This window comes from Streptomyces sulphureus DSM 40104 (assembly GCF_000381025.1).
GTDB lineage: Bacteria > Actinomycetota > Actinomycetes > Streptomycetales > Streptomycetaceae > Streptomyces > Streptomyces sulphureus.
Genome location: NZ_KB905813.1, coordinates 253329 through 277505, shown reverse-complemented (window position 1 = coordinate 277505; position 24177 = coordinate 253329). Strand labels below are relative to the sequence as shown.

The following is a 24177-nucleotide window of genomic DNA, read 5'->3' as shown; positions in this document are numbered from 1 at the left end:
ACCGGCCCCGCACGGCTCGGCGGTGCAGTCGCAGCCGTGGCGTGCGGCGCCGGGGCCCGGTCGACACCCCGCGCGAGGCGCAGGTTCAGCCGACGCTCGTGTACGCCACGACCCCGCGCTTCATCGCGTCCATCGCCTTGCGCGCGTTGGTGCGCACCGTCCCGCCCTCCGGGGCGGCGACGGCGATCTGCCCGAGGACGTCGAGGACCTGCTTGCACCAGCGGACGAAGTCGCCTGCCGGCATCTCCGCCTCGCGCAGCACCTCGTCCAGGCCGTGGCCCTCGGCCCAGCGGTAGGCGGGCCAGGCGAAGCCGAGGTCCGGCTCGCGCTGGCCCACGCCCTCCGTGGCGTTGATGCGGTGCTCCTCCTCCAGCGCGTCGAGGCGTCCCCAGATCCGGACCATCTCGCCCAGCGCCGAACGGGCCCTGCCACCCGGCAGCTTGGGCGGCATCGCGTCGTCGCCGCTGCGCGCCTCGAAGACGAGCGCCGAGATGCACGCGGCGAGCTCCGACGGCGGAAGCCCCTCCCAGACGCCCTCGCGCAGGCACTCGGAGGCGAGGAGGTCGAGCTCGCCGTAGAGGCGGGCGAGGACCTTGCCGTCGTCGGTGACGTGGTCGCCTTCGAGGTAGTCGAGATCGGAGAGGAGGGCGTAGACGCGGTCGAAGGTGCGCGCGATCGTGTTGGTGCGCCCCTCCACGCGTCGCTCCAACTGCCGCGTGTCCCGCTTCAGTCGGTGGTAGCGCTCCGCCCACCGTGCATGGTCCTCGCGCTCCTCGCAGCCGTGGCAGGGATGCTGGCGGATCTCCCGGCGCAGGCGTGCGATCTCCTCGTCCTCGGCGGCCTCCGAGCGACGGCGCCTGTGGCGCGGAGGCGCGTAGTGGCCGGCCTTGGTGCGCAGGGCCGAAGCGAGGTCACGGCGGGACTGCGGGCTGCGCGGGTTGAACGAGCGCGGGATACGCATCCGCTCGAACGGCTCGACGGCGGCCGGGAAGTCGATCAACGCCAACCGCTTCACCTGCCGTTGGGCAGTGAGGACGAGCGGACGCGGGCCCTCCGGGTGGTCGTCGTGGCCGCCCGCCCTGCGCCGGTGCCCAGGACCCTGCGGCGAACCGCCGGTGCCCGGGTCGAGGACGAGTGCGAGCCCGGCGAACTTCCCCGTCGGGACGTGGATGACGTCGCCCGGCTTCAGCTTCTCCAGCGACGCGGCTGCCTGCGCCCTGCGCTGCGCCGTGCCCTGCTTCGCCAGCTCCGTCTCGCGGTCCTTGAGCCGGCGGCGCAGCTCCGCGTACTCCCCGAAGTCACCGAGGTGGCACGTCATCGACGTGCGATACCCCTCCAGGCCCTCCTCGTTGCGCTGGATCTGGCGCGAGATCCCGACCACCGAGCGGTCGGCCTGGAACTGCGCGAACGACGTCTCCAGCAGCTCGCGCGAGCGGTGGCGCCCGAACTGGCCGACGAGGTTCACCGCCATGTTGTACGACGGCTTGAACGAGGAGCGCAGCGGATAGGTACGCGCTCCCGCGAGCCCGGCCACGACCCCCGGGTCCATCCCGCGCTGCCAGAGCACGACCGCGTGCCCCTCGACGTCGATGCCCCGGCGCCCCGCGCGCCCCGTGAGCTGCGTGTACTCGCCGGGCGTGATGTCGGCGTGCTGCTCGCCGTTCCACTTGACGAGCTTCTCCAACACCACGGACCGCGCAGGCATGTTGATGCCGAGCGCGAGCGTCTCCGTGGCGAAGACCGCCTTCACGAGGCCGCGGACGAAGAGCTCCTCGACGACCTCCTTGAAGGTGGGAAGCATCCCCGCGTGGTGTGCGGCTATGCCGCGCTCCAGCCCCTCCAGCCACTCGTAGTAGCCGAGGACGTGGAGGTCGGCGTCGGGGATGTCGGCCGTGCGCTCCTCGACGATCTGGCGCACACGGGCGCGCCCGGCGTTGTCGTTGAGCCGCAGTCCTGCGGCGAGGCACTGCTGGACGGCCGCCTCGCAGCCGGCGCGGCTGAAGATGAAGGTGATCGCCGGGAGGAGCCCCTCGGCGTCGAGCCTGTCGATCACTTCGGGTCGGCTGGGTGTCCAGATCCGAGCACGCTGCCGCCGTTCCCGCTCCCGGTCGGCCTCGCGCTTGGGGCGGCCGCCGCGACGCCGGTCCCTGACGCTGGTGGGGCGGGTGTTCTCCATCCGCGCCATGCGCACCAGATCGGGGTTGACCTCCTTCTTCTCCCCCTTCTCCTCGAAGAGGTCGTACATCCGCCGCCCCGCGAGCACGTGCTGCCACAGCGGGACCGGCCGGTGCTCGGAGACGATCACCTTTGTGTCACCGCGGACGGTGTCGAGCCAGTCCCCGAACTCCTCCGCGTTGGAGACGGTCGCGGAGAGCGAGACGAGCGTGACCGACTCGGGAAGGTGGATGATCACTTCCTCCCACACTGCGCCCCGGAAGCGGTCGGAGAGGTAGTGCACCTCGTCCATCACGACGTACCCGAGACCGATGAGCGACTGAGAGCCCGCGTAGAGCATGTTCCGCAGCACCTCTGTCGTCATCACGACGATCGGCGCCTCGGAGTTGACGCTGTTGTCCCCGGTGAGCAGGCCGACCTTCTGCGCGCCGTACCGCTTCACGAGGTCGCCGTACTTCTGGTTGGAGAGCGCCTTGATCGGCGTCGTGTAGAAGCACTTGCGGCCCTGGGAGAGGGCCAGGTGGACGGCGAACTCGCCGACGATGGTCTTGCCCGAGCCGGTCGGCGCGGCGACGAGCACCCCGGAGCCGGCCTCGAGGGACTGGCAGGCCTCGATCTGGAAGCCGTCGAGGTCGAAGTCGTACAGGTCCTGGAAGGGAGCGAGAGCGGTGGCCTGCTCCGCCGCCCGCCTGCGCGCGGCAGCGTAACGCTCTGCTGGGGAGAGGTCGTCGGTCATCGTGCCTACGACCCTACCGGTCATGGCCCGGATAGCTCACGATCTTTACTGGGCCATGAGCCGGGACGTGCTCAGGAAACGCTGGTCAGCAGGCGTACGGCGGCCGGATACGACTCCGCTGTCAGAGGAAGCGGACCGAGTGGTTCACCGTCCGCGTACCCGGTCACGCCGGGCGCCTCCAGAGTGACGCTTTGTGCGCGATGGAGGGTGACGAGCGGGTGGTCGAGGTGGGTCCCGCGGTAGATGCGCGGGAAGGCTCGGAGAAGTTCCGTACGGCTGCACGCGCCGACGACGGCGACGTCGAAGAGGCCGTCCTCCATCGACGCCGCCGCGCATATCCGCATCCCGCCGCCGTACGACGGGCCGTTGCCCACCGCCACGAGGGTCGCGCGCAGCTCCATGGGCTCGCCCCCGTCGAGCGTCAACCGGTAGTCGAAGGCGCGGAGCGCCGCCACCTCGGCGAGGACGGCGAGGTCGTAGCGGAGCTTGCCCTTGGGCCAACGCATGCGGTTGCCGCGGTCGTTGACCCGGGAGTCGAGTCCCGAGGCGAGCACCGAGCCGAACCAGCGGCCTCCGACTCGCCCCAGGTCGAGCGGTCGGGTGCGGTCCTCCTTGAGCGCCTCGGCGACGACCCTGCCGGCCGCGGCGGGGTCGAGCACCGGGAGCCCGGTGGCGCGCGCGAAGTCGTTCCCCGTGCCGACGGCGACCATGCCCAGCGGCGTCCCGGTGCAGGCGACGGCCTGCAAGGCGAGCGACGCCATGCCGTCGCCGCCGACGGCGATCAGTGCGCCCGTGCCCTCGTCGACGGCTTTGTGGGCGAGGCTGAGCGCGTCATCGGCGTCCTTGCCGACGAGCATGCGGACGGAGAAACCCGCTGCACAGAGCACCTCGGCCGCGGCCCTGGCACCTTGCGCGCCTCGGCCGCGGCCGGCCACCGGGTTGACGAAGAGGGAAACTTCGCTGGTCACGAGCGGAGGTTAGCGGGTCAGGTGGCGTCGTCGTAACCGCCGGTGCCGCTGTCGTCGCCGTCGTCGCGGCGGCGCCTTCCCTGCTCGTCCTCGCTGAGTCCACGCGGCGGGGGCACGGTGTCGGTGCCGATCGATTCGGGACGGTGGTCGAGGCTCGACGCCTCGTCGTCGTCGAGACCGGCGTACGGATCGTTGTGTGCACGGCGCCTGTCGTTGAAGAAGCAGATGCCGACAGCCGCGAAGTAGAGCACGACGATCGGTGCCGCCAGCGCCAGCATGGTGAGCGGGTCGCCGGTCGGGGTGGCGACGGCCGAGAAGATCGTGATGCAGAGGACCATCACGCGCCACCAGCCGAGCAGCCGCTTGCCCGTGAGGATGCCGCCGAAGTTCAACATCACCAGCAGCAGCGGGAGTTCGAAAGCGAGACCGAAGACGATCACCAGCCGCGTGACGATGTCGAGGAAGTCGTCGAGCGGGATGAGGTTGCCCGTGCCCTCGGGGCTGAAGTCGAGCAGTGTGCGCGCGGCGGCGGGGAGCAGGATGTAGGCGAGGCAGGCGCCGCCCACGAAGAGCGGGACGCCCGCGGCGACGAAGGAACGCGCGTACTTCTTCTCGCTCTTGTGCAGACCGGGCGCGAGGAAGCCCCAGAGCTGGTAGAGCCAGACGGGCGAAGCTGCGACGACACCGGTGGTGAGCGCCACCTTCAGCATGATGGTGAAGGGGGCGATCAGGCCGTTGATGGTGATCTCGGCGCAGGTCTCGCCGTCCTTCGCGGCCTCGCCGAAGCCTTCGGTACAACCGACGGCGTCCCGGACCGGGCCCATGAGGAAGTCGGCGATCTGCTGGTAGAAGACCATCGCCACGATGGTGACGACGAGCACGGCCAGCACGGACTTCAAAAGCCGGTTGCGCAGCTCCCGCAGGTGGTCGGCGAGGGGCATGCGCCCCTCGGGGTCCTTGCCATGGCTACTGCCCTGTTTCCGGGCGGACTTGAGCACCCCACGTCCTCGGTGTCGAAGTGTCGGAACGGGCCTGGATCAGTTCTTCTGCTGCTGCGTCTCGTTGACGGGGCGGGCGCTGGTGACGTCGCCGGGGGCGGCCTGGATGGTCCGGGGAGCGGCCTGCGTCTCGCTGCTCTGCGCCGGCTCGCTCTCCTCGCCGCTGCCGCCGCCGCTGCTGCCGCCCTCCTTCTTCATCTGCTTGGCTTCGCTCTTGAGGATCCGCGCCGACTTGCCGAGTGAACGCGCCATGTCGGGGAGCTTCTTGGCGCCGAACAGCAGCAGGATGACAACGAGGATCAGAACGATCTCCATGGGCTTCAAGTTGCCAATCATGTGCCACTACCTTCTCGCCGGGGAGGCGTGTGTCCGTGCCTGCCGAGTGATTCGGACGGGTGCGTCAGCTTTTCGTGCTCCGAGAGATCGTACCCCCGGGGTGTGAACGCTAGGCAATCCCCATGCGTCCTCCGCCTGGCGCACGCAGCGTCCGCCGGGCGCTCGGCCGCAGCCCCGGCGGCACCGCCCCCTCGACGGGTGACAGCAGCGGGGCTACCGCCGTGTCGGGCCCTGCCCGCGTGCCTGGCCGGTGCGGGCGGCAAGAGGCTCAGCCGACCGCTCCAACTCCTCGGCCGCGACAGCGATCCGCTCGGCGCCGTCCCCGACCGCCTTGGAGAAGCGGCGCACCTCCAGTCCGACGCGGACGGCGAGGACGCCGAGGACCGCGATGCCGCAGAACGCGAATGTGAGGAAGAACATGGGCCAGAGCATGCCCGCAGCCTAACGAAGCCGCTCGGCGGACCCACCGGCCGCGCCCCCGACCCCGGCGCCCCGGCGCCGGCTCACTCGCCGTACGCCGCGAGTGCCTCGCGCGACGCCGCACGCGCGCGCTCCGCGAGCTCGGGCGGCGAGACGATGCGCCCGTCGGCGCCGAGCCGGAGACCGAGCCGGCGGAGCGAGGACGGGTCGGGGGTCCGCAGCGTGATGCGGAGCCCGCCGTCGGGCAACTCCTCGGCGCTGTCGTGCGGGTAGTACTCGGCGACCCAGCGCCCGCCGGGGCCGACCTCCACGACGACCTCCGGGTCGTCGGCGGACGGCTGGACGAGCCCGGCGCTCAGGTCGCGCGGCTCGACGCGCGGCGGGTCCGCGGCCTCGTCGAGGAGCCGTATCTGCGCGACGCGATCGAGGCGGAAGGTGCGCCGGTCCTCGGAGAGCCGGCACCACGCCTCCAGGTAGGTGCGCCCGACGGTGAAGAGGCGGACGGGGTCGACCTCGCGCTCGGTCAACCGGTCGCGCGCCGGCGAGTAGTAGCGCAGCCAGACGCGGCGGCGCTCGGCGATCGCCCGGTCGAGGTCGGCGAAGACGCCGCCCTCCGACTCGAAGGTGACCGAGAGCCGGGAGCTGGCGCCTGCGCTCTCACCCGCCGCGGCCTCCAGCTTCGCGGTCGCACGCTGGAGCGCCTCCCGGTCGCTCTCCCGCAGCCCCGGCAGGTTCGCCACGGCGCGTGCGGCGACGAGCAGGGCCGTCGCCTCGTCGGCCGCGAGGCGCAGCGGCTGCGCGGTGTCGGCGCCGAGCGCGTCGGCGTTGCGCCACCAGATGTGCTCACCGTCGGACTCGATCTCCAGGAGGTCCCCGCCGCGGAAGCTGGTGCCGCACATCGGCAGGACGTTGAGGTCGGAGATGAGCTCGTCCGCCGTGATGCCGAACGCGCGCGCGACCTCCTCGACGGCGGCACCGGGCCGGTCGCGGAGATAGGTGACGAGGGAGAGCATCCGTCGGGTCTGGTCGATGGCGTTGGTGGCCATGTCCGCTCCTCCTAGTCCTTCGCCACGGCGCGGAGCCGGTCGACGACCTCGGCGCGCAGCTCGTCGGGGGCGAGGACGACGACGTCCGGGCCGAACTCGACGAGCCAGGCGTCCATGCCGTGTCCGTACGGCAGCTCCAACTCGTCCCACTCGTCGTCGAGTCGGCGCTGGGCGGTGGCCCGGGCGCGGAGCGGGTAGCCGCAGCCGCGCCGCAGCCTGATCCGCGCGCTGCCCGTCGTGCTCTCCCCCGCCCAGTGCTCCACCGTGCCGCGGACGCTGACCTGTTCGGGCACCGGCGCGGTGAAGGCGCCGGCGCGCGACCGGACGGCGGAGGTGATCCGCGAAAGGCGGAAGACGCGCTGCTCCCCGCGGTCCCTGTCGAAGCCGGCGAGGTACCACTGGCCCCGCCAGCACTCCAGCTTCCAGGGCTCGACGAGCCGGCGCTCGGGGCGGGCCGCGTTGGACTTGCGGTACTCGAAGGCGACGGCGCGACGGTCCCGGCAGGCGAGCATCAGCGGCTCGAACGCGGCCTCGCGCGCGGGGATGTGCGGCTCCAGCGAGCTGTACGGCTGCCGCTCCGCAGCGCCGCGGCCGCCCGCACCGTCCGCGGGCGCCGGCATGCCGCCGGCGGCGTGCAGCTTCTGGAGCGCGCCGCTCGCCGCGCCGGCGAGCCTGGCCTGCTGCCAGACGCGCGCCGCGAGTCCGAGCGCCGCCGCCTCCTCCGCGTCGAGGGCGACGGGCGGCAGGCGGTTGCTGTCGCGGTGCGCGAGGTACCCCGTCTCCCCCTCGTCCGTCTCCAATGTCTCGATGACGAGGCCGAGTTCGCGGAGGTCGTCCTTGTCCCGCTCGAACATCCGGTTGAAGGCGTCGTCGCCACCGGCCTCCGCATGCTGGCTGGGGAGGCGCCCGGAGGGGCCGAACGCTTCCAGGTATGCCTCGATGGAGTCGCGGAGCTCCCTTTTGGTGAGCGCGCGGCTCGCACCGAGAAGGCACAGCGCGAGGTTCATCAGCCGCTCGGCCTTGGCGATCGCCATGGGTCCTGGGTGCCTCTCTCACGCTCTCGTGCTGTGGTTACGTACGCGGCCCGCTGCCGGCTCGGAGGGGTTCCGGTCGAAGGGGGCGGTCTCCGCCCCGCCCCGCGGACCGCCTGCGACAGACTCCCGACCGTACCGCCCGCGGGAGACCGGGAAAAGCCGAGGGCCCCGCCGAAGCGGGACCCTCGCGGCCGCGGTCACCATCGGACCGCGGCATCGGAAGCGATCGGTCGGACCCGGACGCTTACGGTCTGTTCCGAACCGATGCAGCGGCCGCTCAGACCGCGATCAGGTCGCAGACGAAGATCAGCGACTCGTTGGGCTTGATCCGACCGCCGCCCGCACCCTGCTCGCCGTAGGCGAGGTGCGGCGGGATGGTCAGCCGGCGCCGGCCTCCGACCTTCATGCCCTGGACCCCGCGGTCCCAGCCGGCGATGACCTGCCCGGTCCCGAGCTGGAACTGGAGCGGCTTGCCCCGGTTCCAGCTCGCGTCGAACTCCTCACCGGTCGAGAAGGAGACCCCGACGTAGTGCACGGAGACGGTGTCCCCTGCCTTCGCCTCGGGCCCGTTGCCCTCCCACAGGTCCTGGATCTCCAGATCGCTGGGGACGGGGCCTTCGGGGAACTCGACCTCGGGCTTGTCGATGCTCACGGATTAGCTCCTACGTACGTAATCGGGGACAACCGCGCCAGTCTGCCACGGCACGGGAGTCGGGCTCGCTCCGCGCCCGTCCCGCAGGTCAGTTGATGTCGAGGATGTCGACGGAGAAGACCACGCCGGACTTGAACTGCTTCTGCTGCTGCTTGGGGAACTCGCTGCCGGGGACGGAGAAGACGACGCGGCTGCCCGCCTTGGCGCCCTTCAGTCCCTCCTTCCAGCCGGGGATCTGGTCGAGCGCGATCTCCTGCGGACCGCCCTGCTCCCAGGTGTTGTCGAGCTGCTTGGAGTCCTTCCAGAGCTTCGCCGTGAAGTGCGCGAGGACCGTCTTCTTCTTGCCGACCTTTTCGCCGTCTCCCTCGACGACGGTCTGCTTCACGAGCTCGTCGGGTCCTTCCTCCTTGCCCTTCGGCATCTCGATCTTCGGGGCCTTCCCCTTCTCCACCTTGCTGCTCACCGCAGGCAGCTCGGAGTTGGGCTCCTCCTCGGAGGGCTTGCCGTCGATCTGGCTCGGCATGATCTTCTTGAGGTCGACGACGAAGACGAGCGTCGAGTTGGCCGGGATCGTCGGCGGCTGCCCCTGCTTGCCGTACGCCTTCGCCGGCGGCGCGATGATCTGGACGCGGCTGCCGATCTTCTGACCGACGAGCGCCTCGTCCCAACCCTTGATCACCTTGCCGGTGCCGATCTCGAAGGTGGTCGGGTCACCGCGCTTCCAACTGCTGTCGAACTCCTTGCCGTTCCAGAGCTGTCCGACGTAGTGGGCGTTGAGCGCGTCGCCCTTCTGCACCTTTTCGCCCTTGCCCTGCTTGAGGACCTTCGACTCCAGCTTCTTCGGCGGATCGCCCTCCGCCTTCTTGATCTTCGGCTTCTGCTCCAGGGCGCCGGTGACGACGGGGCGGGAGTTCTTGTCGTCGGAACCGTCCTCGTTGCCGCAGGCGGCCGCGGTGAGCAGCAGCGGGAGCGCCAGCAGAGCGGTGGCGGAGCGGCGCACGGTCTGCCGTGCCGGACGGGGTGCGCGGGGGGACTTGCCCCCGGAACGTTGCAGCATGAGTCCAACTCGCGGTGTGTAGGGGTGTGGGTCAGGCAGTCACGCCAGCCTACGACTCCACGCGCCCCTCGCGGACCACCGGCGACACGTTCGGCGCACCCGCACACGAGCGCGCCCCGGGGCGCAGCTTCCGCGCTCCCCGGGGCGTCTCTCCGCGACCGTCGCCCTCACATGCCGGCGATCAGCTTCTCCACCCGCTCGTCGACGGAGCGGAACGGGTCCTTGCACAGGACGGTGCGCTGCGCCTGATCGTTGAGCTTGAGGTGGACCCAGTCGACGGTGAAGTCGCGCCGCTGCTCCTGGGCGCGGCGGATGAAGTCGCCGCGCAACCGCGCCCGCGTCGTCTGCGGGGGCACGGACTTGCCCTCGAAGATCTTGACGTCGTTGCAAATGCGCTTGGCCCTGCCGCTCCGCTCCAGCAGGTAGTAGAGGCCGCGTCGGCGGTGGATGTCGTGGTAGGCGAGATCTATCTGCGCGATCCGCGGGTGCGACATCGTGATGTTGTTGCGTTCGCGGTAGCGCTCGATGAGCTGGTACTTCATCACCCAGTCGATCTCGGTGTTGATGCGGTCGAGCTCCTGGGTGCGGATCGCCTCCAGCGTGCGGCCCCACAGCTCCAGCACCTGCTCGACCAGGCCGCTGCGGATGCCGCGGCGCTCGCAGAAGTCGACGGCCTTCTCGTAGTACTCCTCCTGCACCTCCAGTGCGGAGGCTTCGCGTCCGCTGGCTAGGCGCACCTTGCGCTGCCCCGTGGTGTCGTGGCTGACCTCACGGATCGCGCGGATCGGGTTCTCCAGGGTGAGGTCGCGCATCACGGTGCCCGCCTCGATCATGCGGAGCACCAGGTCGGTCGCGCCGACCTTCAGCAGCATCGTCGTCTCGGACATGTTGGAGTCGCCGACGATCACGTGGAGCCTGCGGTAGCGCTCGGCGTCCGCGTGCGGCTCGTCCCTGGTGTTGATGATCGGGCGGGAGCGGGTCGTCGCCGAGCTGACACCCTCCCAGATGTGCTCGGCACGCTGGCTGACGCAGTAGACGGCGCCGCGCGGCGTCTGGAGCACCTTGCCCGCGCCGCACATGAGTTGGCGGGTGACGAGGAAGGGGATGAGGACGTCGGCGAGCCGGGAGAACTCCCCGTGCCTGGCGACGAGGTAGTTCTCGTGGCAACCGTAGGAGTTGCCTGCTGAGTCGGTGTTGTTCTTGAAGAGGTAGACGTCGCCGGCGATCCCCTCCTCGTGGAGCCGGCGCTCGGCGTCGACCAGCAGTCCCTCGAGGATGCGTTCGCCGGACTTGTCGTGGGTGACCAACTCGGTCACGCTGTCGCACTCGGGAGTCGCGTACTCCGGGTGTGAGCCCACGTCCAGGTAGAGGCGGGCGCCGTTCCGCAGGAAAACATTGCTGCTGCGGCCCCATGACACGACACGGCGGAAGAGGTACCGCGCCACTTCGTCGGGGGACAGCCGCCGCTGTCCCCGGAACGTACACGTGACGCCGTACTCGTTCTCCAGCCCGAAGATTCGGCGGTCCATGACTGAACATTACGCCCGATGCCCTGATCTGAAACCGGGTTCGGGGCACCGTTGCGATCATTTTCAGCTAGCGGAGCGGGACGCACCGGCGGAGCCCGACACGGGTTCGACGGGGGCGAGAACGCGCCGCGTCGCCGCGAGGACGAGGAACGCGGCCACGCCTGCGGCCCCCGCGACGGCGAACCCCAGTGCGGCACCGCCGCGTTCGACGGCCGGCCCCGCAGCAGCGGTGCCGACCGCCGCCCCCACCCCGAACGTCGTCACGAGCCAGGAGAACGCCTCCGTGACGGTCCCCACGGGCGCGTGCCGGTCCACGACGACGAACGAGCAGGCGAGCGCCGGCGCGAGAAAGAGGCCCGCGACCCCCGCAAGGAGCGTCATGGCACCGACGCCGCCGGGCGTCAGTGCGAGCGGCAGGTACCCGGCGGCGAGCGCCACCGAGAGCCGCCGCAGCCGTACCTCGGGGACGCCCGGCCACTGCCGCGCCCCGTAGACCAGGCCGCCGAGGAGCGCACCGGCGCCGTTGGCGGCGAGCAGGTAGCTGGAGACGCGCTCGCTCCCCACCTCGTCGGCGTAGGCCACCGCGTCCACCGCGATCGAGCCGAGCGCCAGGCCGACGAAGAAGAACGCACCGAGCAGCGCGAGCAGGCCCCGGGAGCGCAGGGCGCCGAGCCAGTGCGCGGTGCGCGGCGCCGACCGCCAGGCGCGTGAGGGGCGGGAGAGCACCACCGACAGGGCACCGAGCACCCCGATCACGTTGATCACGAGCAGCGCGGCGCCGGCGCTCCAGAACCCGACGAGAAGAGTGACGAGCAACGGGCCGACCGTGAACATGACTTCCTGTGCGGCCGCGTCCAACGCGTAGGCCGCGTGCACCCGTTCGCCGCGTCCGAGGACGTCGGGCCAGAGCGCGCGCAGCCCGCCCTCCAGCGGCGGGGTGCAGACGCCTGCGAGCAGCACGGCGAGGTAGGCGAGCACGACCGGCTCCACTCCCACGACCGCGAGAAGGCACATGCCGCCGGCCGACAGCACGGCCGCGGGGAGCATCACGACCGGTTGCCCGTAGAGGTCGACGAGCCGTCCGAGCGCCGGCTGCCCGACGGCCGTCGCGACGCCGTAGACGGCGGCGAGGGCGCCGGCGAGGCTGTAGCTGCCGCCCTCGGAGCGGACGAAGAGGACGACGGCGAGCGCCGCGGTGGCGTTGGGGAGCCGCCCCACGAGGGTGCCGGCGAGGAGTCGGGCGGCGTACCGCACCCGGAGCAGCTCCCAGTAACCCGCCATCGCGCGCTCCTTCCCACCGGGTACCCGACCCGAAGTGATACGTATGAACAGGACCCGTCATACGTATCATCGACGCCAACTCCCGGTCCACCCGGTTGTGTTGCGTCGGAAGGAGGCCGCGTGCCGCAAGGTCAACCGGACCCCGCACTCGGACGGGCCCGCCCCACCAGCAAGGACGTGGCCCAGGACGCCGGGGTCTCGCAGGCGACCGTCTCGCTCGTCCTCTCGGGCAAGGGCGAGGGGCGGATCTCCGCGCGCACCTCGGAGGCCGTGCGCCGGAGCGCGGCCCGGCTCGGCTACCGGCCCAACCTTGCCGCGCGCACCCTGCGCGCGGGACGCACCAGGACCGGGATGCTCGTCGTGCCCGCGCTCAACAGCGACTTCTTCGCCCGGGTGCACTTCGGCGCCGCGCGCGAGGCGGCCCGGCACGACTTCGGCCTGCTCCTGTACCCGACGCACTCGACACCGCCCGCGCCCGGCGCGACCCAGTCGGACACCGGCGGCCTCGTCCAGGACCCGCTCGGCTCCGCCGGCGCCGCGCTCGACGGCGTGATCGCCTCCTCGCTCACGCCTGGCACCCTGCCGGCGCTGCGCAGCAGCACACCCGTCGTGATGCTCGACGACGATCCCGCGCTCAGCGGCGTCGCGGCCACCGTCAACCTCGACATCGCCGACGGAATGCGCCAGGCCGCCGAGCACCTTCTCGCCCTCGGGCACCGCAGGATCGGACACGTCGCGGCGGCGATCGACTCCTGGACGTTCCGGGTACGGGCGCACGCGCTGGGGCGCACCCTCGCGGACGGGGGCGCCGCCCAACCGCCCACGGCGGCGGCACCGTTGAACATCCCCGGCGGACTCCGCGCGGCCACCGAACTCCTCACGGCCGACCCGCGCCCGACCGCACTCATCTGCGACGACGGCTTCCTCGCCGCCGGCGCCTCCAAAGCCGCCGGCCGCCTGGGACTGCGCGTACCACAGGACGTCTCGCTCACCGGCGTCGACGGCGTCACGCTCGCGACCGCGCTGGAGCCGGAGCTGACGACGGTGGACCTGCCGGCCGAGGAGTTCGGCGCCGCGGGCATGCGCGCCCTCCTCGACGTCGTCGACGGGCGCGTGCCCCGGCGCGGCTTGCTGCCGGTGTCGCTCGCCGTCCGCGGGTCCACGGGTCCCGCGCCCGCCTGAGCCACTCCGGCCGTACGGCGGGCGCGGGGCGCCGGCGGGCACAAACGCGGGGCGGGGCGGGCCCGTTCGGGCCGCCCCGCCCCGTGCGTCCTCAGCAGGGCGGGCGGAGGATCAGTCCTCGGAGTCCTCCGCGTCGCCGGCCTCGTCCTCCGAGGAGGAGCCGTTCGAGCCTCCGAGAAGCCTGGCGACCTGCGTCGCGGCGACCCGCTTGAACTTGCGCTGCTGCGGGCGGGAGCGGTCGAGGAGGGCGACCTCCAACTGGTCGGCCGTCAGCTCGCGTTCGCCGCCGCTGCCGTCCCTGACGAGCCCCGCGACCGCCAGCTTCAGCGCCTCGCCGAGGGACATGTCCTCGCGGTAGTTCTGATCGAGGTGGCTCCCGATCTGGTCGGAGTTGCCGCCGACGGCGACGGAACCGTGCTCGTCGACGATCGAGCCGTCGTGCGGGAGGCGGTAGATCTGGTCCTCGGAGGAGTCGGCACCGACCTCGGCGACGATCAGCTCGACCTCGTACGGCTTCTCCGCGTTGGCCGAGAAGATGGTGCCCAGCGTCTGCGCGTAGACGTTGGCGAGGCCCCTCGCCGTCACGTCGGTGCGGTCGTAGGTGTAGCCGCGCAGGTCCGCGTAGCGGACGCCGCCGATTCTGAGGTTCTCGAACTCGTTGTACTTGCCGACCGCCGCGAAGGCGATCCGGTCGTAGATCTCGCTGACCTTGTGCAGTGCCCGCGAGGGGTTCTCGGCGACGAACACGATGCCGTCGGCGTACTGCAACACGACCACGCTGCGACCGCGCGCGATGCCCTTGCGGGCGTACTCGGCGCGGTCCGCCATGGCCTGCTGGGGTGAGACATAGAACGGCGTCGACACCGGCTATCCGTCCCTTCCTGTCCGTCTGTCGGGGTGGGCCTGAGAGAGCGGGGCCTGCGGCCCGTTGGGGAGCTGGAGACGGCCCTCGTGCACGCGCCGTACGAGGCGGGAGACCTCGGCCTGCTCCAGCCTGCGGTAGCCGTCCTCGGTGATCGCCGCGACCACCGGGGGGATCTGCCTGCCGGCGTCGGAACCTCCCGCGGCCGAGTCGTCTGCGGCGTCGTGGAGAGCCTGCACCACCGCGGTCGCCGCCTGCTCCTCGCTGACGCCCTCGCCGTGCAGCTTCTTCAACGAGCCGCGGGCGTGGACGGAGCCGGGGCCGAGCGCCGCGAACCCGGCCTCCTCGGAGCGCCCACCCGTCGCGTCGTACGTGAAGAGGCGGGCCTTGCGGCGCTCCTTGTCCCAGCCGGCGAAGAGCGCGACGACCGCGAGGCCCTGCAACGCCCCGCCGAGGTGTCCGCGGACCAGCCCGGCGAGGCGGTTCGCCTTGCCCTCCAAGGAGAGCGGGGAGCCTTCCACCTTCTCGAAGTGCTCCAGCTCCGACTGGAAGAGCCGACCCGCATCCACCGCGGGGCCGGGCGCGCCCGCGATGCCGAGGCCGGAGTGCTCGTCGGCCGGGAAGACGTGCTCCGGGTTCTGTTGCGAGAGAGTGCTGCCCGTCGTGGCCCGGCGGTCGCAGGCGAGCACGACGCCGCCGGGGAACGTCGCAGCGACGACGGTGGTGCCGTGCGGGGCCTCCTCGGACGGCATCGGGCGGTCTCCCGGAAACCACCAGGGCATGTGCGCAGAGGGCGAGCCCGGCGTCAGGAAGGCTGCCGGCGCGCGCCCGGCGCTACGAGTTTCGGCTGCCACACGTTTCCTTCCTGCTGGACGACGGCCCGGTTCGCCGCTCCCCGGTTTCCATGTGCCCGGCGCTGACTCCCGGTTGGGGCGCGGTGCACGCCGGGACTCTACCCGCCGCATGATCGTGAACCACGTGCTCCGGCGAACCGCGGGGCGGACGCCGACAGTAGCCGACCGCACGGTCGGTGCCGTGCCCCGGCGCCGCACCGGGGGAGACAGCGCCCGGCGGACGGACGGCGCACCGGCGGACCGGTGCGCCGTCGAGCGAAGTCCGCCTGCGCCGGGGCCGGTTCGGCCGCTCGGCACCGTCGGGCACGGGACCTACTCGCCGCCCTTCTGCACGAACGACCTGACGAAGTCCTCGGCGTTCTCCTCCAGGACGTCGTCGATCTCGTCGAGGACCGAGTCGACGTCGTCGGAGAGTGCCTCCTGGCGCTCCTTGAGGTCCTCGGACGCCTGTGCGTCCTGGGTTTCCTCCTCGGTCTCCTCGGTCTGCCGGGTGGACTTCTGCTGTCCGCCGCCGGTGTCCTTGGTCGCCATTTCCCTCACCCCGCTCGGTTTGGTTGTACGCGAGACGTACAAGATCAGACCCTACAAGCCGCGACTGACTTCGGCCCCTCGGTTGGTGCAACGTCCGGGGTCCCCCGCAGTGATTCCCCGCCTGATGGTGATTCCCCGAGAACGGCGACCGCGCACCTGGTGAGGGCGGGTTCGTGAACTCTCGGTATCGGAAGAAGACCCCTGAGCAGTCCGGGAACGGTCAGTTTCCGGACAGCACGCGCACAAGTTCGTCCGCCGTTCTGCATCGGTCGAGCAGGTCCTTGACGTGTTCCCGCGTGCCCCGCAGCGGCTCGAGGGTGGGGACGCGCTGCAGGGAGTCGCGGCCCTGGAGGTCGAAGATGACCGAGTCCCACGACGCCGCTGCGACGTCGTCCGCGTACTGCTCCAAGCAACGCCCGCGGAAGTACGCCCTGGTGTCCTCGGGCGGGCGCAGTACGGCCCTGTCCACCTCCTCCTCCGTGAGCAGCCGCTGCATCTTTCCGCGGTTGGCGAGCCGGTTGTAGAGGCCCTTGTCGGCGCGGACGTCGGCGTACTGGAGATCCACGAGGTGCAGGCGGGCCGCGTCCCAGCCGAGGCCGTCGCGACGGCGGTAGCCCTCCAGGAGTTCGCGCTTGGCGACCCAGTCGAGCTCGCCGCTGAGGCTCATCGGGTCGTCCTCGAGGCGCGTCAGCACCGACTCCCAGCGACTGAGGACGTCCTTCGTCTGCTCGTCGGCGTCCTGGCCCCAGCGCTCCTCGACGTACTTGCGGGCCAGCTCGCAGTACTCCATCTGAAGCTGGACGGCCGTGAGCCGGCGCCCGCTGCGGAGCGTGACGAGGTGCCCGAGGCCGGCGTCGTGCGAGACCTGGTGGAGCGTGCGCACGGGCTGATCGACGGCGAGGTCGACCGCGATGAAACCGTCCTCGATCATCGAGAGGACGAGGGAGGTCGTGCCGAGCTTGAGGTAGGTGGAGACCTCGGAGAGGTTGGCGTCGCCGACGATGACGTGGAGTCTGCGGTACTTTTCCGCGTCCGCGTGGGGCTCGTCCCTGGTGTTGATCAGCGGGCGCTTCAGGGTGGTCTCCAGGCCCACCTCGACCTCGAAGTAGTCGGCTCGCTGGCTGAGTTGGAAGCCCTGCTCGGTGCCGTCCTGACCGATCCCGACGCGGCCGGCGCCGCAGACGACGGGCCGGGAGACGAAGAACGGTGTCAGGTGTCGGACGATGTCGGAGAACGGGGTCTCCCGCTTCATCAGGTAGTTCTCATGGGTGCCGTAGGAGGCGCCCTTGTTGTCGGTGTTGTTCTTGTACAGGTGGATGGGCTGCGTGCCCGGCACCTCGGCGGCGCGCAGCGCGGCTTCCGCCATCACGCGCTCCCCCGCCTTGTCCCAGAGCACGGCGTCCATGGGGTTGGTGACCTCGGGAGCGCTGTACTCCGGGTGCGCGTGGTCGACGTAGAGGCGGGCGCCGTTGGTGAGGATGACGTTGGCGAGGCCGATGTCCTCGTCGGTGAGCTGGCTGGCGTCGGCGGTCTCGCGCGCGAGGTCGAAGCCGCGCGCGTCGCGCAGCGGGTTCTCCTCCTCGAAGTCCCAACGCGCGCGGCGGGCCCGCTGCATCGCAGCCGCGTAGGCGTTGACGACCTGCGAGGAGGTGAGCATGGCGTTCGCGTTGGGGTGGCCCGGAACGGAGATCCCGTACTCGGTCTCGATGCCCATTACCCGCCGTACGGTCATCGCATTCTCCTTGCGTGGATACACGGCACTGTCAACGCGCATTGCCAAGGTACTGCCCGGCACCGACATGCCTGCGGCGTGCTCCGGGCGCCGCATACGGCGGCGAGTCCGATGAGACTACCCCCGGGGCGCGCGCCGGGGGGCCCACCGGCGGCATCCGTACGCCGAGGCAGCCGGCGTCGCGCCGCCAGGCGCCAGGGCCCCGCCTGGTGGGCGGGGCCCTGGGCCGCGGCGTCGGTGGGGGCGGTGCCTGCTAGAGGTACTGGCCCGTGTTGGCGACCGTGTCGATCGAGCGGCCGGTGTCCGCACCCTGCTTGCCGGTGACGAGGGTGCGGATGTAGACGATCCGCTCACCCTTCTTGCCGGAGATGCGGGCCCAGTCGTCGGGGTTGGTGGTGTTGGGGAGGTCCTCGTTCTCCTTGAACTCGTCGACGCAGGCGGCGAGGAGGTGGGAGACGCGCAGGCCCTTCTGGTTGTGGTCGAGGTACGCCTTGATCGCCATCTTCTTCGCCCGGCCGACGATGTTCTCGATCATGGCGCCGGAGTTGAAGTCCTTGAAGTACAGGACCTCCTTGTCCCCGTTGGCGTACGTGACCTCCAGGAAGCGGTTCTCCTCGGACTCCGCGTACATCTGCTCGACGACGGACTGGATCATCGCCGCGCAGGCCGCCTCGACGTTCCCGCCGTGCTCTGCGACGTCGTCGGCGTGCAGCGGCAGGTTCGCCGTGAGGTACTTGGAGAAGATGTCCTTCGCCGCCTCGGCGTCCGGGCGCTCGATCTTGATCTTCACGTCGAGGCGACCGGGCCTCAGGATCGCCGGGTCGATCATGTCCTCGCGGTTCGAGGCGCCGATGACGATGACGTTCTCCAGGCCCTCCACGCCGTCGATCTCGGAGAGGAGCTGCGGCACGATGGTGTTCTCCACGTCCGAGCTGACGCCGGAGCCGCGGGTGCGGAAGAGGGAGTCCATCTCGTCGAAGAAGACGATGACGGGCGTCCCCTCGCTTGCCTTCTCGCGCGCCCGCTGGAAGACGAGGCGGATGTGCCGCTCGGTCTCGCCGACGTACTTGTTGAGCAGCTCGGGGCCCTTGATATTCAGGAAGTAGCTCTTCCCCTGCGGCTTGCCCGTGACCTCGGCGACCTTCTTGGCAAGCGAGTTGGCGACCGCCTTCGCGATGAGCGTCTTCCCGCAGCCGGGCGGGCCGTAGAGCAGAACGCCCTTGGGGGGCCTGAGTTCGTGCTCCTTGAAGAGGTCCGGGTAGAGGTAGGGGAGTTCGACGGCGTCGCGGATCGCCTCGATCTGACCGCCGAGGCCACCGATCTTGTTGTAATCGATATCGGGGACTTCTTCGAGGACGAGCTCCTCGACCTCGCTCTTGGGGATGATCTCGAAGACGTAGCCGGAGCGCGGTTCGAGCAGCAGCGCGTCCCCTGCGCGCAGGGTGCTGCTCAGCAGCGGCTCGGCGAGGCGCACGACGCGCTCCTCGTCGGTGTGGCCGACGACGAGGGCCCGCTCGCCGTCCTCCAGGACCTCCTTGAGGGTCACGATGTCGCCGGCCGTCTCGAACTCCATGGCCTCGACCACGTTGAGCGCCTCGTTGAGCATGAGCTCCTGGCCGCGGCGGAGTTCGTCGAGTTCGACGTTGGGGCTGACGTTCACCCTGAGCTTGCGGCCCCCGGTGAAGATGTCGGCGGTGCCGTCCTCGTTGGGCTTGAGGAAGACGCCGAACCCGGCGGGGGGCTGCGCGAGGCGGTCGACCTCCTCCTTGAGCGCCACGATCTGGTCGCGGGCTTCGCGCAGTGTGTTGGAGAGCCGTTCGTTCTGCGCGGAGACCCCGGCCAAGTTGGTCTGGAGCTCGACGATCCGCTCTTCGAGAGCCCGAGTGTGCCGCGGAGAGTCGGCGAGCTTCCGGCGCAGGACGGCGATTTCCTGCTCTAGCTGGGCAACCTGGCCTTCCGGGTCCTCTGAACCCCGACCGGCCTTGATGCCGCGGTTGATGTCGTCGTCGTGGGCTGCCACGGTCCTCACCTCCTCCAGGGGGAGCTGGACGCTTCGACCCTACCTGGGCCGGTGCGGGTTGAAACCCCTAGATCACAAAGACGTAAGGGGAGTGTCCGATCTTCACCCTTGCGCGCTCCCTCCCGTCTGGGGGATACCCACGAGTTCCGGTCCGAAAGCGGCCCGCTTTGTGCTTGCGCACCCCAACACCCTTACGGGGGTGCGGATTCCGTCCTTCTGCTCGGAGCGGGAGGACGCGGCGGGACACGGCCAGCGCGCTCCGCCACTGCCTCCGCATGCTCGACGCGCGTACGTCGCAGGGGTTTTGGACCCGACCGCCCTCAGGCTGCGCCCGCGACCGGCCCCGGCACCAGCACGAACCGCCCGTCGCGCCACTCCCAACGCACCTTGCGCTGCTTGTCGGGGCAGCACCTCGGGACGTCGGTCGAGGAGTAGCCGAGGAGCGTCGCCGAGACCGCGTGCGGGGTGACCTTCAGCCCCTGCACGCTCATGCCCTCGCTCGCCGGGACGAGCGTGGCGACGACCTCGGGCCGCTCGTCCTCCGCTGCCGGCGCGAGGACGAAGACCGCGCTGGGCGGCGTCCCGCCCGCCGAGCGGCACCGCGCGACCGCCACGGCCTCCGCGCGCCCGTCCCCGTCGAAGTCGGCCGAACCGCTCGCCAGTACCTCCGCCTCGTCCGCACCGCAGTCGAGCGGGTAACGGGCCGTTTCGGGGTCGGGGCCGCGGGCCGCCTCGCCTGTCGGGTTCGCCGTGGCGCCGGACGGTTGGAGGAGGGCCGTACCGCCGAGGAAGGCGGCGAGCGCGAGGGCGGTGGCGGCCCAGTGGGCCGCGCGGGGACGGGTGTGCGGCAGTGCTGTCACGCGGGGCGACTCCTGGGCGTGCTCGAACGCGCCGGCGCGGCGGCGCGGAGGGCTGGCGGGTGCCAGCATGGTGCCATACGTCACACCGCGGCGGAACGGCGGGTCTCCGGCCCGCTTCTTCTCAACGCAGCGGCCCCGCAGCGGAGTTCCCCGTCGGAACGGTGCTGCGGGGCCTGGTCGGTCGTGTCAGCGGGAGGTGCTGCCGGGGCCCTTGTAGTCCTCGCCGTACGCGCCCTTGGACGGGCGGCGGCGCCGCAGCGGCGGCTCGACGCCGTCGGCGAGGCGGCGGGCGGTGAGCAGGAAACCGGTGTGCCCGATCATGCGGTGGTCGGGGCGGACGGCGAGGCCCTCGACGTGCCAGTTGCGGAGCATCGTCTCCCACGCCTGCGGCTCGTTGAAGGTGCCGTGCTCGCGGATCGACTCGACCATGCGCGCCATCTGGGTCGTCGTGGCGACGTAGCAGCAGACGATGCCGCCGGGTACGAGCGCCTTGGAGACGGCGTCGAGGCACTCCCAGGGGGCGAGCATGTCGAGGATGACGCGGTCGACCTCGGTGTCGGAGAGGTTGTCCTGGAGATCGCCGACGGTGAGCGTCCACGCCGGGTGCGGGCTGCCGAAGTACCGCTCGACGTTCTGCCGGGCGATCTCCGCGAAGTCCTCGCGACGCTCGTACGAGTGGAGCATGCCCTGGTCGCCGATGGCGCGCAGCAGGAACGCGCTGAGCGAGCCAGAACCGACACCTGCCTCGACGACACGGGCGCCGGGGAAGATGTCGGCCATCGCCAGCACCTGCCCCGCGTCCTTGGGGTAGACGACGGCCGCTCCGCGCGGCATGGACAGGACGTAGTCGGGGAGCAGGGGGCGCAACGCCAGGTAGGCGACGTTGCCCGTGGTGCGGACGACGCTGCCCTCGGGCGCACCGATCAACTCGTCGTGCGGGAAGGCTCCCTTGTGGGTGTGGAAGCTCTTCCCCTCTTCGAGGGTGATCGTGTAGTGGCGGCCTTTGGGGTCGGTGAGCTGGACCTGGTCCCCGACCTGGAAGGGCCCGCGACGGCGGGCGGCACCGGTCGGTTCGGACATGCGGACACACTAACGGGTCGTCGGAGCTGCCCTGCGCGGAGGGCCGGCGCCGGTCAGGAGGGGTGCTTCGCCATCGCCTTGACGAAGGCGCGCTCCACGTCGCCGGTCGAGAGGACGCCGTAGATCGCGCCCGTCTCCTCGACGACGAGGTACTCGGTGGCCGGCGTCGTGCGCAGGTACTCCAGCAGCTCGTCGCCCGAGAGCTCCACCGGCACCCGCATCCCCTCCTTGAGGTCCTGCGCGAGAGTGCTCACCGCGACCCACGGCCGCCGGTGCTCCGGTACCCCGACGATCGCGGACTCCCGTACGAGCGAGAGCGGCTCGCCCCTGCCGCCCACGACGACGAGCGCCCTGGCGCCCGCGTCGTTGGCGCGCCTGAGCGCCTCGGAGAGCGGGGTGTCGCCGGAGACGGGGACGGCTCGACGCGTCAGCGCACGGGCACTCAACTCCGGGAGCCGCTCGCGGAGTCGCGCCATCCGGAGGCTGTTGCCCGCGCCCGTCCAGATGATCGCGGCGAGGATCGCGGCGAGAAGGGCGTCGGTGAGCGTCGAGACTCCGCCCATGCCCTCCGTGCCGGCGCGGGAGCGCGTGGCGAGCGGCAGTCCGACGAGCACGGCGAGCGCGAGCACCCGGCCCGTCCACACCGCGGCGACGGTGCCGGTCATCGGCCGGCCGCTCAGCTTCCACACGACGGCGCGCAGCATCCGCCCGCCGTCGAGCGGCAGCCCCGGAAGGAGGTTGAAGACGGCGACGATCAGGTTGGAGAGCATCAGGGCCGCGAGGATGACGCCGGGCACGGTGCCGGCCTCGACCCCCTGCATCGCGCCGTAGAAGACGGCGGCGAGCACCAGGGAGAGCAGCGGCCCGACGAAGGCGAGAACGAACTCTCTGCCCGGCGTCTCCGCCTCCTTCTCGATCTCCGAGACGCCGCCGAAGAACTGGAGCTGGATACGGCGCACCGGCAGCCGGAAGCGGAGCGCGGCGACGGTGTGCGCCAGCTCGTGGACGAGTACGGAGGCGTAGAAGGCGACCGCGAAGAAGAGGGCGATGAGGTAGCGCTCGATGCCCAAGTGCGGGAGGACCCGGTCGAGTTGCCCGCCGAAGACCCAGGTGATGAGCGCGGCGACGAGGAACCAGCTCGGTGCCACGTAGACGGGCACGCCGAAGGGTCGCCCCATGAGGAGGCCGCCACCGCGCGGACGTGCGCCCGCGCCCTTCGTCTCACCGGGACGGCCGGTGCCGGGCTGCCCCGCGCCGGGGAGGCCGGGGGGCGTGGGCCCGGGTTGCCCTGGCTCGTTTGTGGGGTCTTCGCTCCGGGGGGCTCCGTCCGGACGGGTGTGCTCCTCCTCCGGGGGCTCGGGGCGTGCCGACTGTGCGTCGGGGCGCGGCTGTTCGGGCGGGCGGTGCTCGTCCGCTCCGGCCGGCTGCGGGGCGTCCGCGGGTCCGCTCGGGGACGCCGACGGGCGGTCGGGTGACGGTTCGCCCGAGGGCTCCCGCTCGCCGGTGTCCGCGTCCGTGACGGGGCGTCGGGTGCCTTCGGGCTCTTCGGCGGCGGACGGGCGCTCGGCGTCCGTCTCCTGTTCGCCTGCGTCGGTTCCGCCGGGGGCGGGCGCCGGCTTCTCAGCGCCGCCGTGCGGCGCGGGCGACGCGGTACGCCGGGGCGTGCCGCCCTCGCCGTCCGTGCCCTCGGGGCCGCCGGCCCGCGGTTTCCCGCCGCTGTCCGTGTCCGCCACGGGTTCCCCTCTGCCGCTTGCCTGGTGTCCCCCGCCCGCCTGCACGGTCGCACGCGGTGGAGGTGTGGTGATCATGCAGGGTGAGCGCTGCTGCCGTCCGAGGACGATGGTATGTGCCCGGTGTCGGTGACGGGGCTTAGGGTCGTTGCCCATGAACACCGGTGCCTCCTCCCCCTCCCCCGCGGACGCCCGCCGCCCGGCCCCGCCGAACGGCCTTTCCCCTTCCCGTGCCGGTGACTTCATGCAGTGCCCGCTGCTCTACCGCTTCCGGGTGATCGACAAACTGCCCGAGGAGCCGTCCGCCGCAGCCACCCGCGGCACCGTCGTCCATTCGGTCCTGGAGCGCCTCTTCGACGCGCCGGCGGCCGAGCGCAGCATCGAGCGGGCTCGGTCGATGGTCGGGCCCGAGTGGGAGAAGCTGCTCGCCAAACGGCCCGAGCTGGCCCGGTTGTTCGCGCCCGCCTCTCCCGCCGAGCCGCCGGAGCAGGAGGAGGCCCAGAACCCGGCGCCCGACGCCGCGCAGCTCGCCGAGTGGCTCGCGGAGGTCGAGGCGCTCGTCGAGCGCTGGTTCGAACTGGAGGACCCGACCCGCCTGGAGCCCGCCGAACGCGAGCTCTTCGTGCAGACGACGCTCCCCTCGGGGCTGCGCCTGCGGGGTGTGATCGACCGGGTCGACGTCGCTCCCACCGGCGAAGTCCGCGTCGTCGACTACAAGACGGGCAAGGCTCCCCGCCCCGAGTACGCCGAAGGACCGCTCTTCCAGATGAAGTTCTACGCGCTCGTGCTCTGGCGCCTCCGCGGAGTCGTCCCCCGGCGGCTGCAACTCGTCTTCCTCGGCAGCGGGGACGTCCTCACCTGGGACCCGGAGGAGTCCGAGCTCCTCGCCGTCGAGCGCAAGCTCCACGCGCTGTGGGACGCGATCACCCGCGCCACCGAGACCGGCGACTGGCGCCCGAGACGCAGCAAGCTCTGCAACTGGTGCGACCACCGCTCCCGCTGCCCCGAGTTCGGCGGCACCCCGCCCGAGTACCCGCTGACGATCCAACCGCGCCTCCCGATGCCCCGCGAGGCCGAGGAACCGGCCTGAGCGT

At 71.3% G+C, this 24177-nt stretch carries 21 protein-coding genes; 2 read left to right on the top strand and 19 right to left on the bottom strand.

Features of this window, described 5'->3' with window-relative positions; all coding sequences use genetic code 11:
• Window positions 1-85 precede the first annotated feature (85 nt).
• The 11 genes from F603_RS0101190 to F603_RS0101140 form a co-directional block, all read right to left on the bottom strand.
• Window positions 86-2911 (bottom strand): DEAD/DEAH box helicase, encoded by a 2826-nt coding sequence (locus F603_RS0101190; protein ID WP_019544189.1) that lies wholly within the window; start codon window positions 2909-2911, stop codon window positions 86-88.
• A 71-nt stretch (window positions 2912-2982) separates the two neighbouring features.
• Window positions 2983-3879, bottom strand: a complete 897-nt coding sequence (locus F603_RS0101185) for a diacylglycerol kinase (protein ID WP_019544188.1) — start codon at window positions 3877-3879, stop codon at window positions 2983-2985.
• A 17-nt stretch (window positions 3880-3896) separates the two neighbouring features.
• A complete protein-coding gene (gene tatC / locus F603_RS0101180; protein WP_026328043.1) occupies window positions 3897-4877 on the bottom strand; it encodes a twin-arginine translocase subunit TatC in 981 nt (326 codons plus the stop codon).
• A gap of 39 nt (window positions 4878-4916) precedes the next feature.
• The gene (tatA, locus tag F603_RS0101175) at window positions 4917-5213 is read right to left on the bottom strand and encodes a Sec-independent protein translocase subunit TatA (protein ID WP_026328042.1); all 297 of its coding nucleotides are present in this window, start codon (window positions 5211-5213) and stop codon (window positions 4917-4919) included.
• A 213-nt stretch (window positions 5214-5426) separates the two neighbouring features.
• Window positions 5427-5645: a hypothetical protein gene (locus tag F603_RS0101170; RefSeq protein ID WP_016905368.1), complete on the bottom strand. Its 219-nt coding sequence runs from the start codon at window positions 5643-5645 to the stop codon at window positions 5427-5429.
• A 71-nt stretch (window positions 5646-5716) separates the two neighbouring features.
• Window positions 5717-6679 (bottom strand): helix-turn-helix transcriptional regulator, encoded by a 963-nt coding sequence (locus F603_RS0101165; protein ID WP_019544185.1) that lies wholly within the window; start codon window positions 6677-6679, stop codon window positions 5717-5719.
• An 11-nt stretch (window positions 6680-6690) separates the two neighbouring features.
• Entirely contained in the window at window positions 6691-7713 is a 1023-nt protein-coding gene (locus F603_RS0101160; RefSeq protein ID WP_019544184.1) for a helix-turn-helix transcriptional regulator, read from the bottom strand.
• Window positions 7714-7990: 277 nt separating this feature from the next.
• Window positions 7991-8365 carry an FKBP-type peptidyl-prolyl cis-trans isomerase gene (locus F603_RS0101155; protein ID WP_019544183.1) on the bottom strand — a complete coding sequence of 125 codons (375 nt, stop codon included), beginning with the start codon at window positions 8363-8365 and terminating at the stop codon, window positions 7991-7993.
• A gap of 88 nt (window positions 8366-8453) precedes the next feature.
• Window positions 8454-9422 (bottom strand): FKBP-type peptidyl-prolyl cis-trans isomerase, encoded by a 969-nt coding sequence (locus F603_RS0101150; protein ID WP_019544182.1) that lies wholly within the window; start codon window positions 9420-9422, stop codon window positions 8454-8456.
• Window positions 9423-9589: 167 nt separating this feature from the next.
• A complete protein-coding gene (gene pafA / locus F603_RS0101145) occupies window positions 9590-10951 on the bottom strand; it encodes a Pup--protein ligase (RefSeq protein WP_016905363.1) in 1362 nt (453 codons plus the stop codon).
• Between the two features lie 63 nt (window positions 10952-11014).
• The gene (locus tag F603_RS0101140; RefSeq protein WP_019544181.1) at window positions 11015-12232 is read right to left on the bottom strand and encodes an MFS transporter; all 1218 of its coding nucleotides are present in this window, start codon (window positions 12230-12232) and stop codon (window positions 11015-11017) included.
• A 120-nt stretch (window positions 12233-12352) separates the two neighbouring features.
• On the opposite strand from F603_RS0101140, the gene F603_RS0101135 reads away from it, so the two are divergent.
• Complete coding sequence (locus F603_RS0101135) at window positions 12353-13414, top strand: LacI family DNA-binding transcriptional regulator (protein WP_019544180.1); 1062 nt, start codon at window positions 12353-12355, stop codon at window positions 13412-13414.
• Window positions 13415-13525: 111 nt separating this feature from the next.
• On the opposite strand, the gene prcA is transcribed toward F603_RS0101135, so the two are convergent.
• The 8 genes from prcA to F603_RS0101095 all read right to left on the bottom strand — a co-directional run bounded on the left by prcA (window position 13526) and on the right by F603_RS0101095 (window position 23086).
• A complete protein-coding gene (prcA, locus tag F603_RS0101130; RefSeq protein WP_019544179.1) occupies window positions 13526-14278 on the bottom strand; it encodes a proteasome subunit alpha in 753 nt (250 codons plus the stop codon).
• Window positions 14279-14281: 3 nt separating this feature from the next.
• On the bottom strand, window positions 14282-15130 hold the full coding sequence (gene prcB, locus F603_RS31370) for a proteasome subunit beta (RefSeq protein WP_051096080.1): 849 nt from the start codon (window positions 15128-15130) through the stop codon (window positions 14282-14284).
• A 312-nt stretch (window positions 15131-15442) separates the two neighbouring features.
• Window positions 15443-15661, bottom strand: coding sequence for a ubiquitin-like protein Pup (locus F603_RS0101120; RefSeq protein WP_016905358.1), 219 nt, complete (start codon window positions 15659-15661; stop codon window positions 15443-15445).
• A gap of 220 nt (window positions 15662-15881) precedes the next feature.
• Window positions 15882-17393, bottom strand: a complete 1512-nt coding sequence (gene dop / locus F603_RS0101115) for a depupylase/deamidase Dop (RefSeq protein WP_078503490.1) — start codon at window positions 17391-17393, stop codon at window positions 15882-15884.
• 253 nt (window positions 17394-17646) lie between these two features.
• Window positions 17647-19413: a proteasome ATPase gene (gene arc, locus F603_RS0101110; protein WP_019544176.1), complete on the bottom strand. Its 1767-nt coding sequence runs from the start codon at window positions 19411-19413 to the stop codon at window positions 17647-17649.
• A gap of 320 nt (window positions 19414-19733) precedes the next feature.
• On the bottom strand, window positions 19734-20273 hold the full coding sequence (locus F603_RS0101105) for a hypothetical protein (protein ID WP_026328040.1): 540 nt from the start codon (window positions 20271-20273) through the stop codon (window positions 19734-19736).
• A 186-nt stretch (window positions 20274-20459) separates the two neighbouring features.
• Window positions 20460-21353 carry a tRNA (adenine-N1)-methyltransferase gene (locus tag F603_RS0101100; protein WP_019544174.1) on the bottom strand — a complete coding sequence of 298 codons (894 nt, stop codon included), beginning with the start codon at window positions 21351-21353 and terminating at the stop codon, window positions 20460-20462.
• A 53-nt stretch (window positions 21354-21406) separates the two neighbouring features.
• Window positions 21407-23086 carry a site-2 protease family protein gene (locus F603_RS0101095; RefSeq protein WP_019544173.1) on the bottom strand — a complete coding sequence of 560 codons (1680 nt, stop codon included), beginning with the start codon at window positions 23084-23086 and terminating at the stop codon, window positions 21407-21409.
• Window positions 23087-23327: 241 nt separating this feature from the next.
• Here F603_RS0101095 and F603_RS0101090 point away from each other — a divergent pair, with 241 nt between their 5' ends.
• On the top strand, window positions 23328-24173 hold the full coding sequence (locus F603_RS0101090) for a RecB family exonuclease (protein ID WP_019544172.1): 846 nt from the start codon (window positions 23328-23330) through the stop codon (window positions 24171-24173).
• Window positions 24174-24177: the final 4 nt, after the last annotated feature.

Excerpts from the sequence above, each read along its gene's own strand:
- F603_RS0101190 (WP_019544189.1), bottom strand. The coding sequence starts at position 2,911 with ATGACCGACGACCTCTCCCCAGCAGAGCGTTACGCTGCCGCGCGCAGG.
- tatA (WP_026328042.1), bottom strand. The coding sequence starts at position 5,213 with ATGATTGGCAACTTGAAGCCCATGGAGATCGTTCTGATCCTCGTTGTC.
- F603_RS0101170 (WP_016905368.1), bottom strand. The coding sequence starts at position 5,645 with ATGCTCTGGCCCATGTTCTTCCTCACATTCGCGTTCTGCGGCATCGCG.
- F603_RS0101165 (WP_019544185.1), bottom strand. The coding sequence starts at position 6,679 with ATGGCCACCAACGCCATCGACCAGACCCGACGGATGCTCTCCCTCGTC.
- F603_RS0101160 (WP_019544184.1), bottom strand. The coding sequence starts at position 7,713 with ATGGCGATCGCCAAGGCCGAGCGGCTGATGAACCTCGCGCTGTGCCTT.
- F603_RS0101150 (WP_019544182.1), bottom strand. The coding sequence starts at position 9,422 with ATGCTGCAACGTTCCGGGGGCAAGTCCCCCCGCGCACCCCGTCCGGCA.
- pafA (WP_016905363.1), bottom strand. The coding sequence starts at position 10,951 with ATGGACCGCCGAATCTTCGGGCTGGAGAACGAGTACGGCGTCACGTGT.
- F603_RS0101140 (WP_019544181.1), bottom strand. The coding sequence starts at position 12,232 with ATGGCGGGTTACTGGGAGCTGCTCCGGGTGCGGTACGCCGCCCGACTC.
- F603_RS0101120 (WP_016905358.1), bottom strand. The coding sequence starts at position 15,661 with ATGGCGACCAAGGACACCGGCGGCGGACAGCAGAAGTCCACCCGGCAG.
- dop (WP_078503490.1), bottom strand. The coding sequence starts at position 17,393 with ATGACCGTACGGCGGGTAATGGGCATCGAGACCGAGTACGGGATCTCC.
- F603_RS0101100 (WP_019544174.1), bottom strand. The coding sequence starts at position 21,353 with ATGTCCGAACCGACCGGTGCCGCCCGCCGTCGCGGGCCCTTCCAGGTC.
- F603_RS0101090 (WP_019544172.1), top strand. The coding sequence starts at position 23,328 with ATGCAGTGCCCGCTGCTCTACCGCTTCCGGGTGATCGACAAACTGCCC.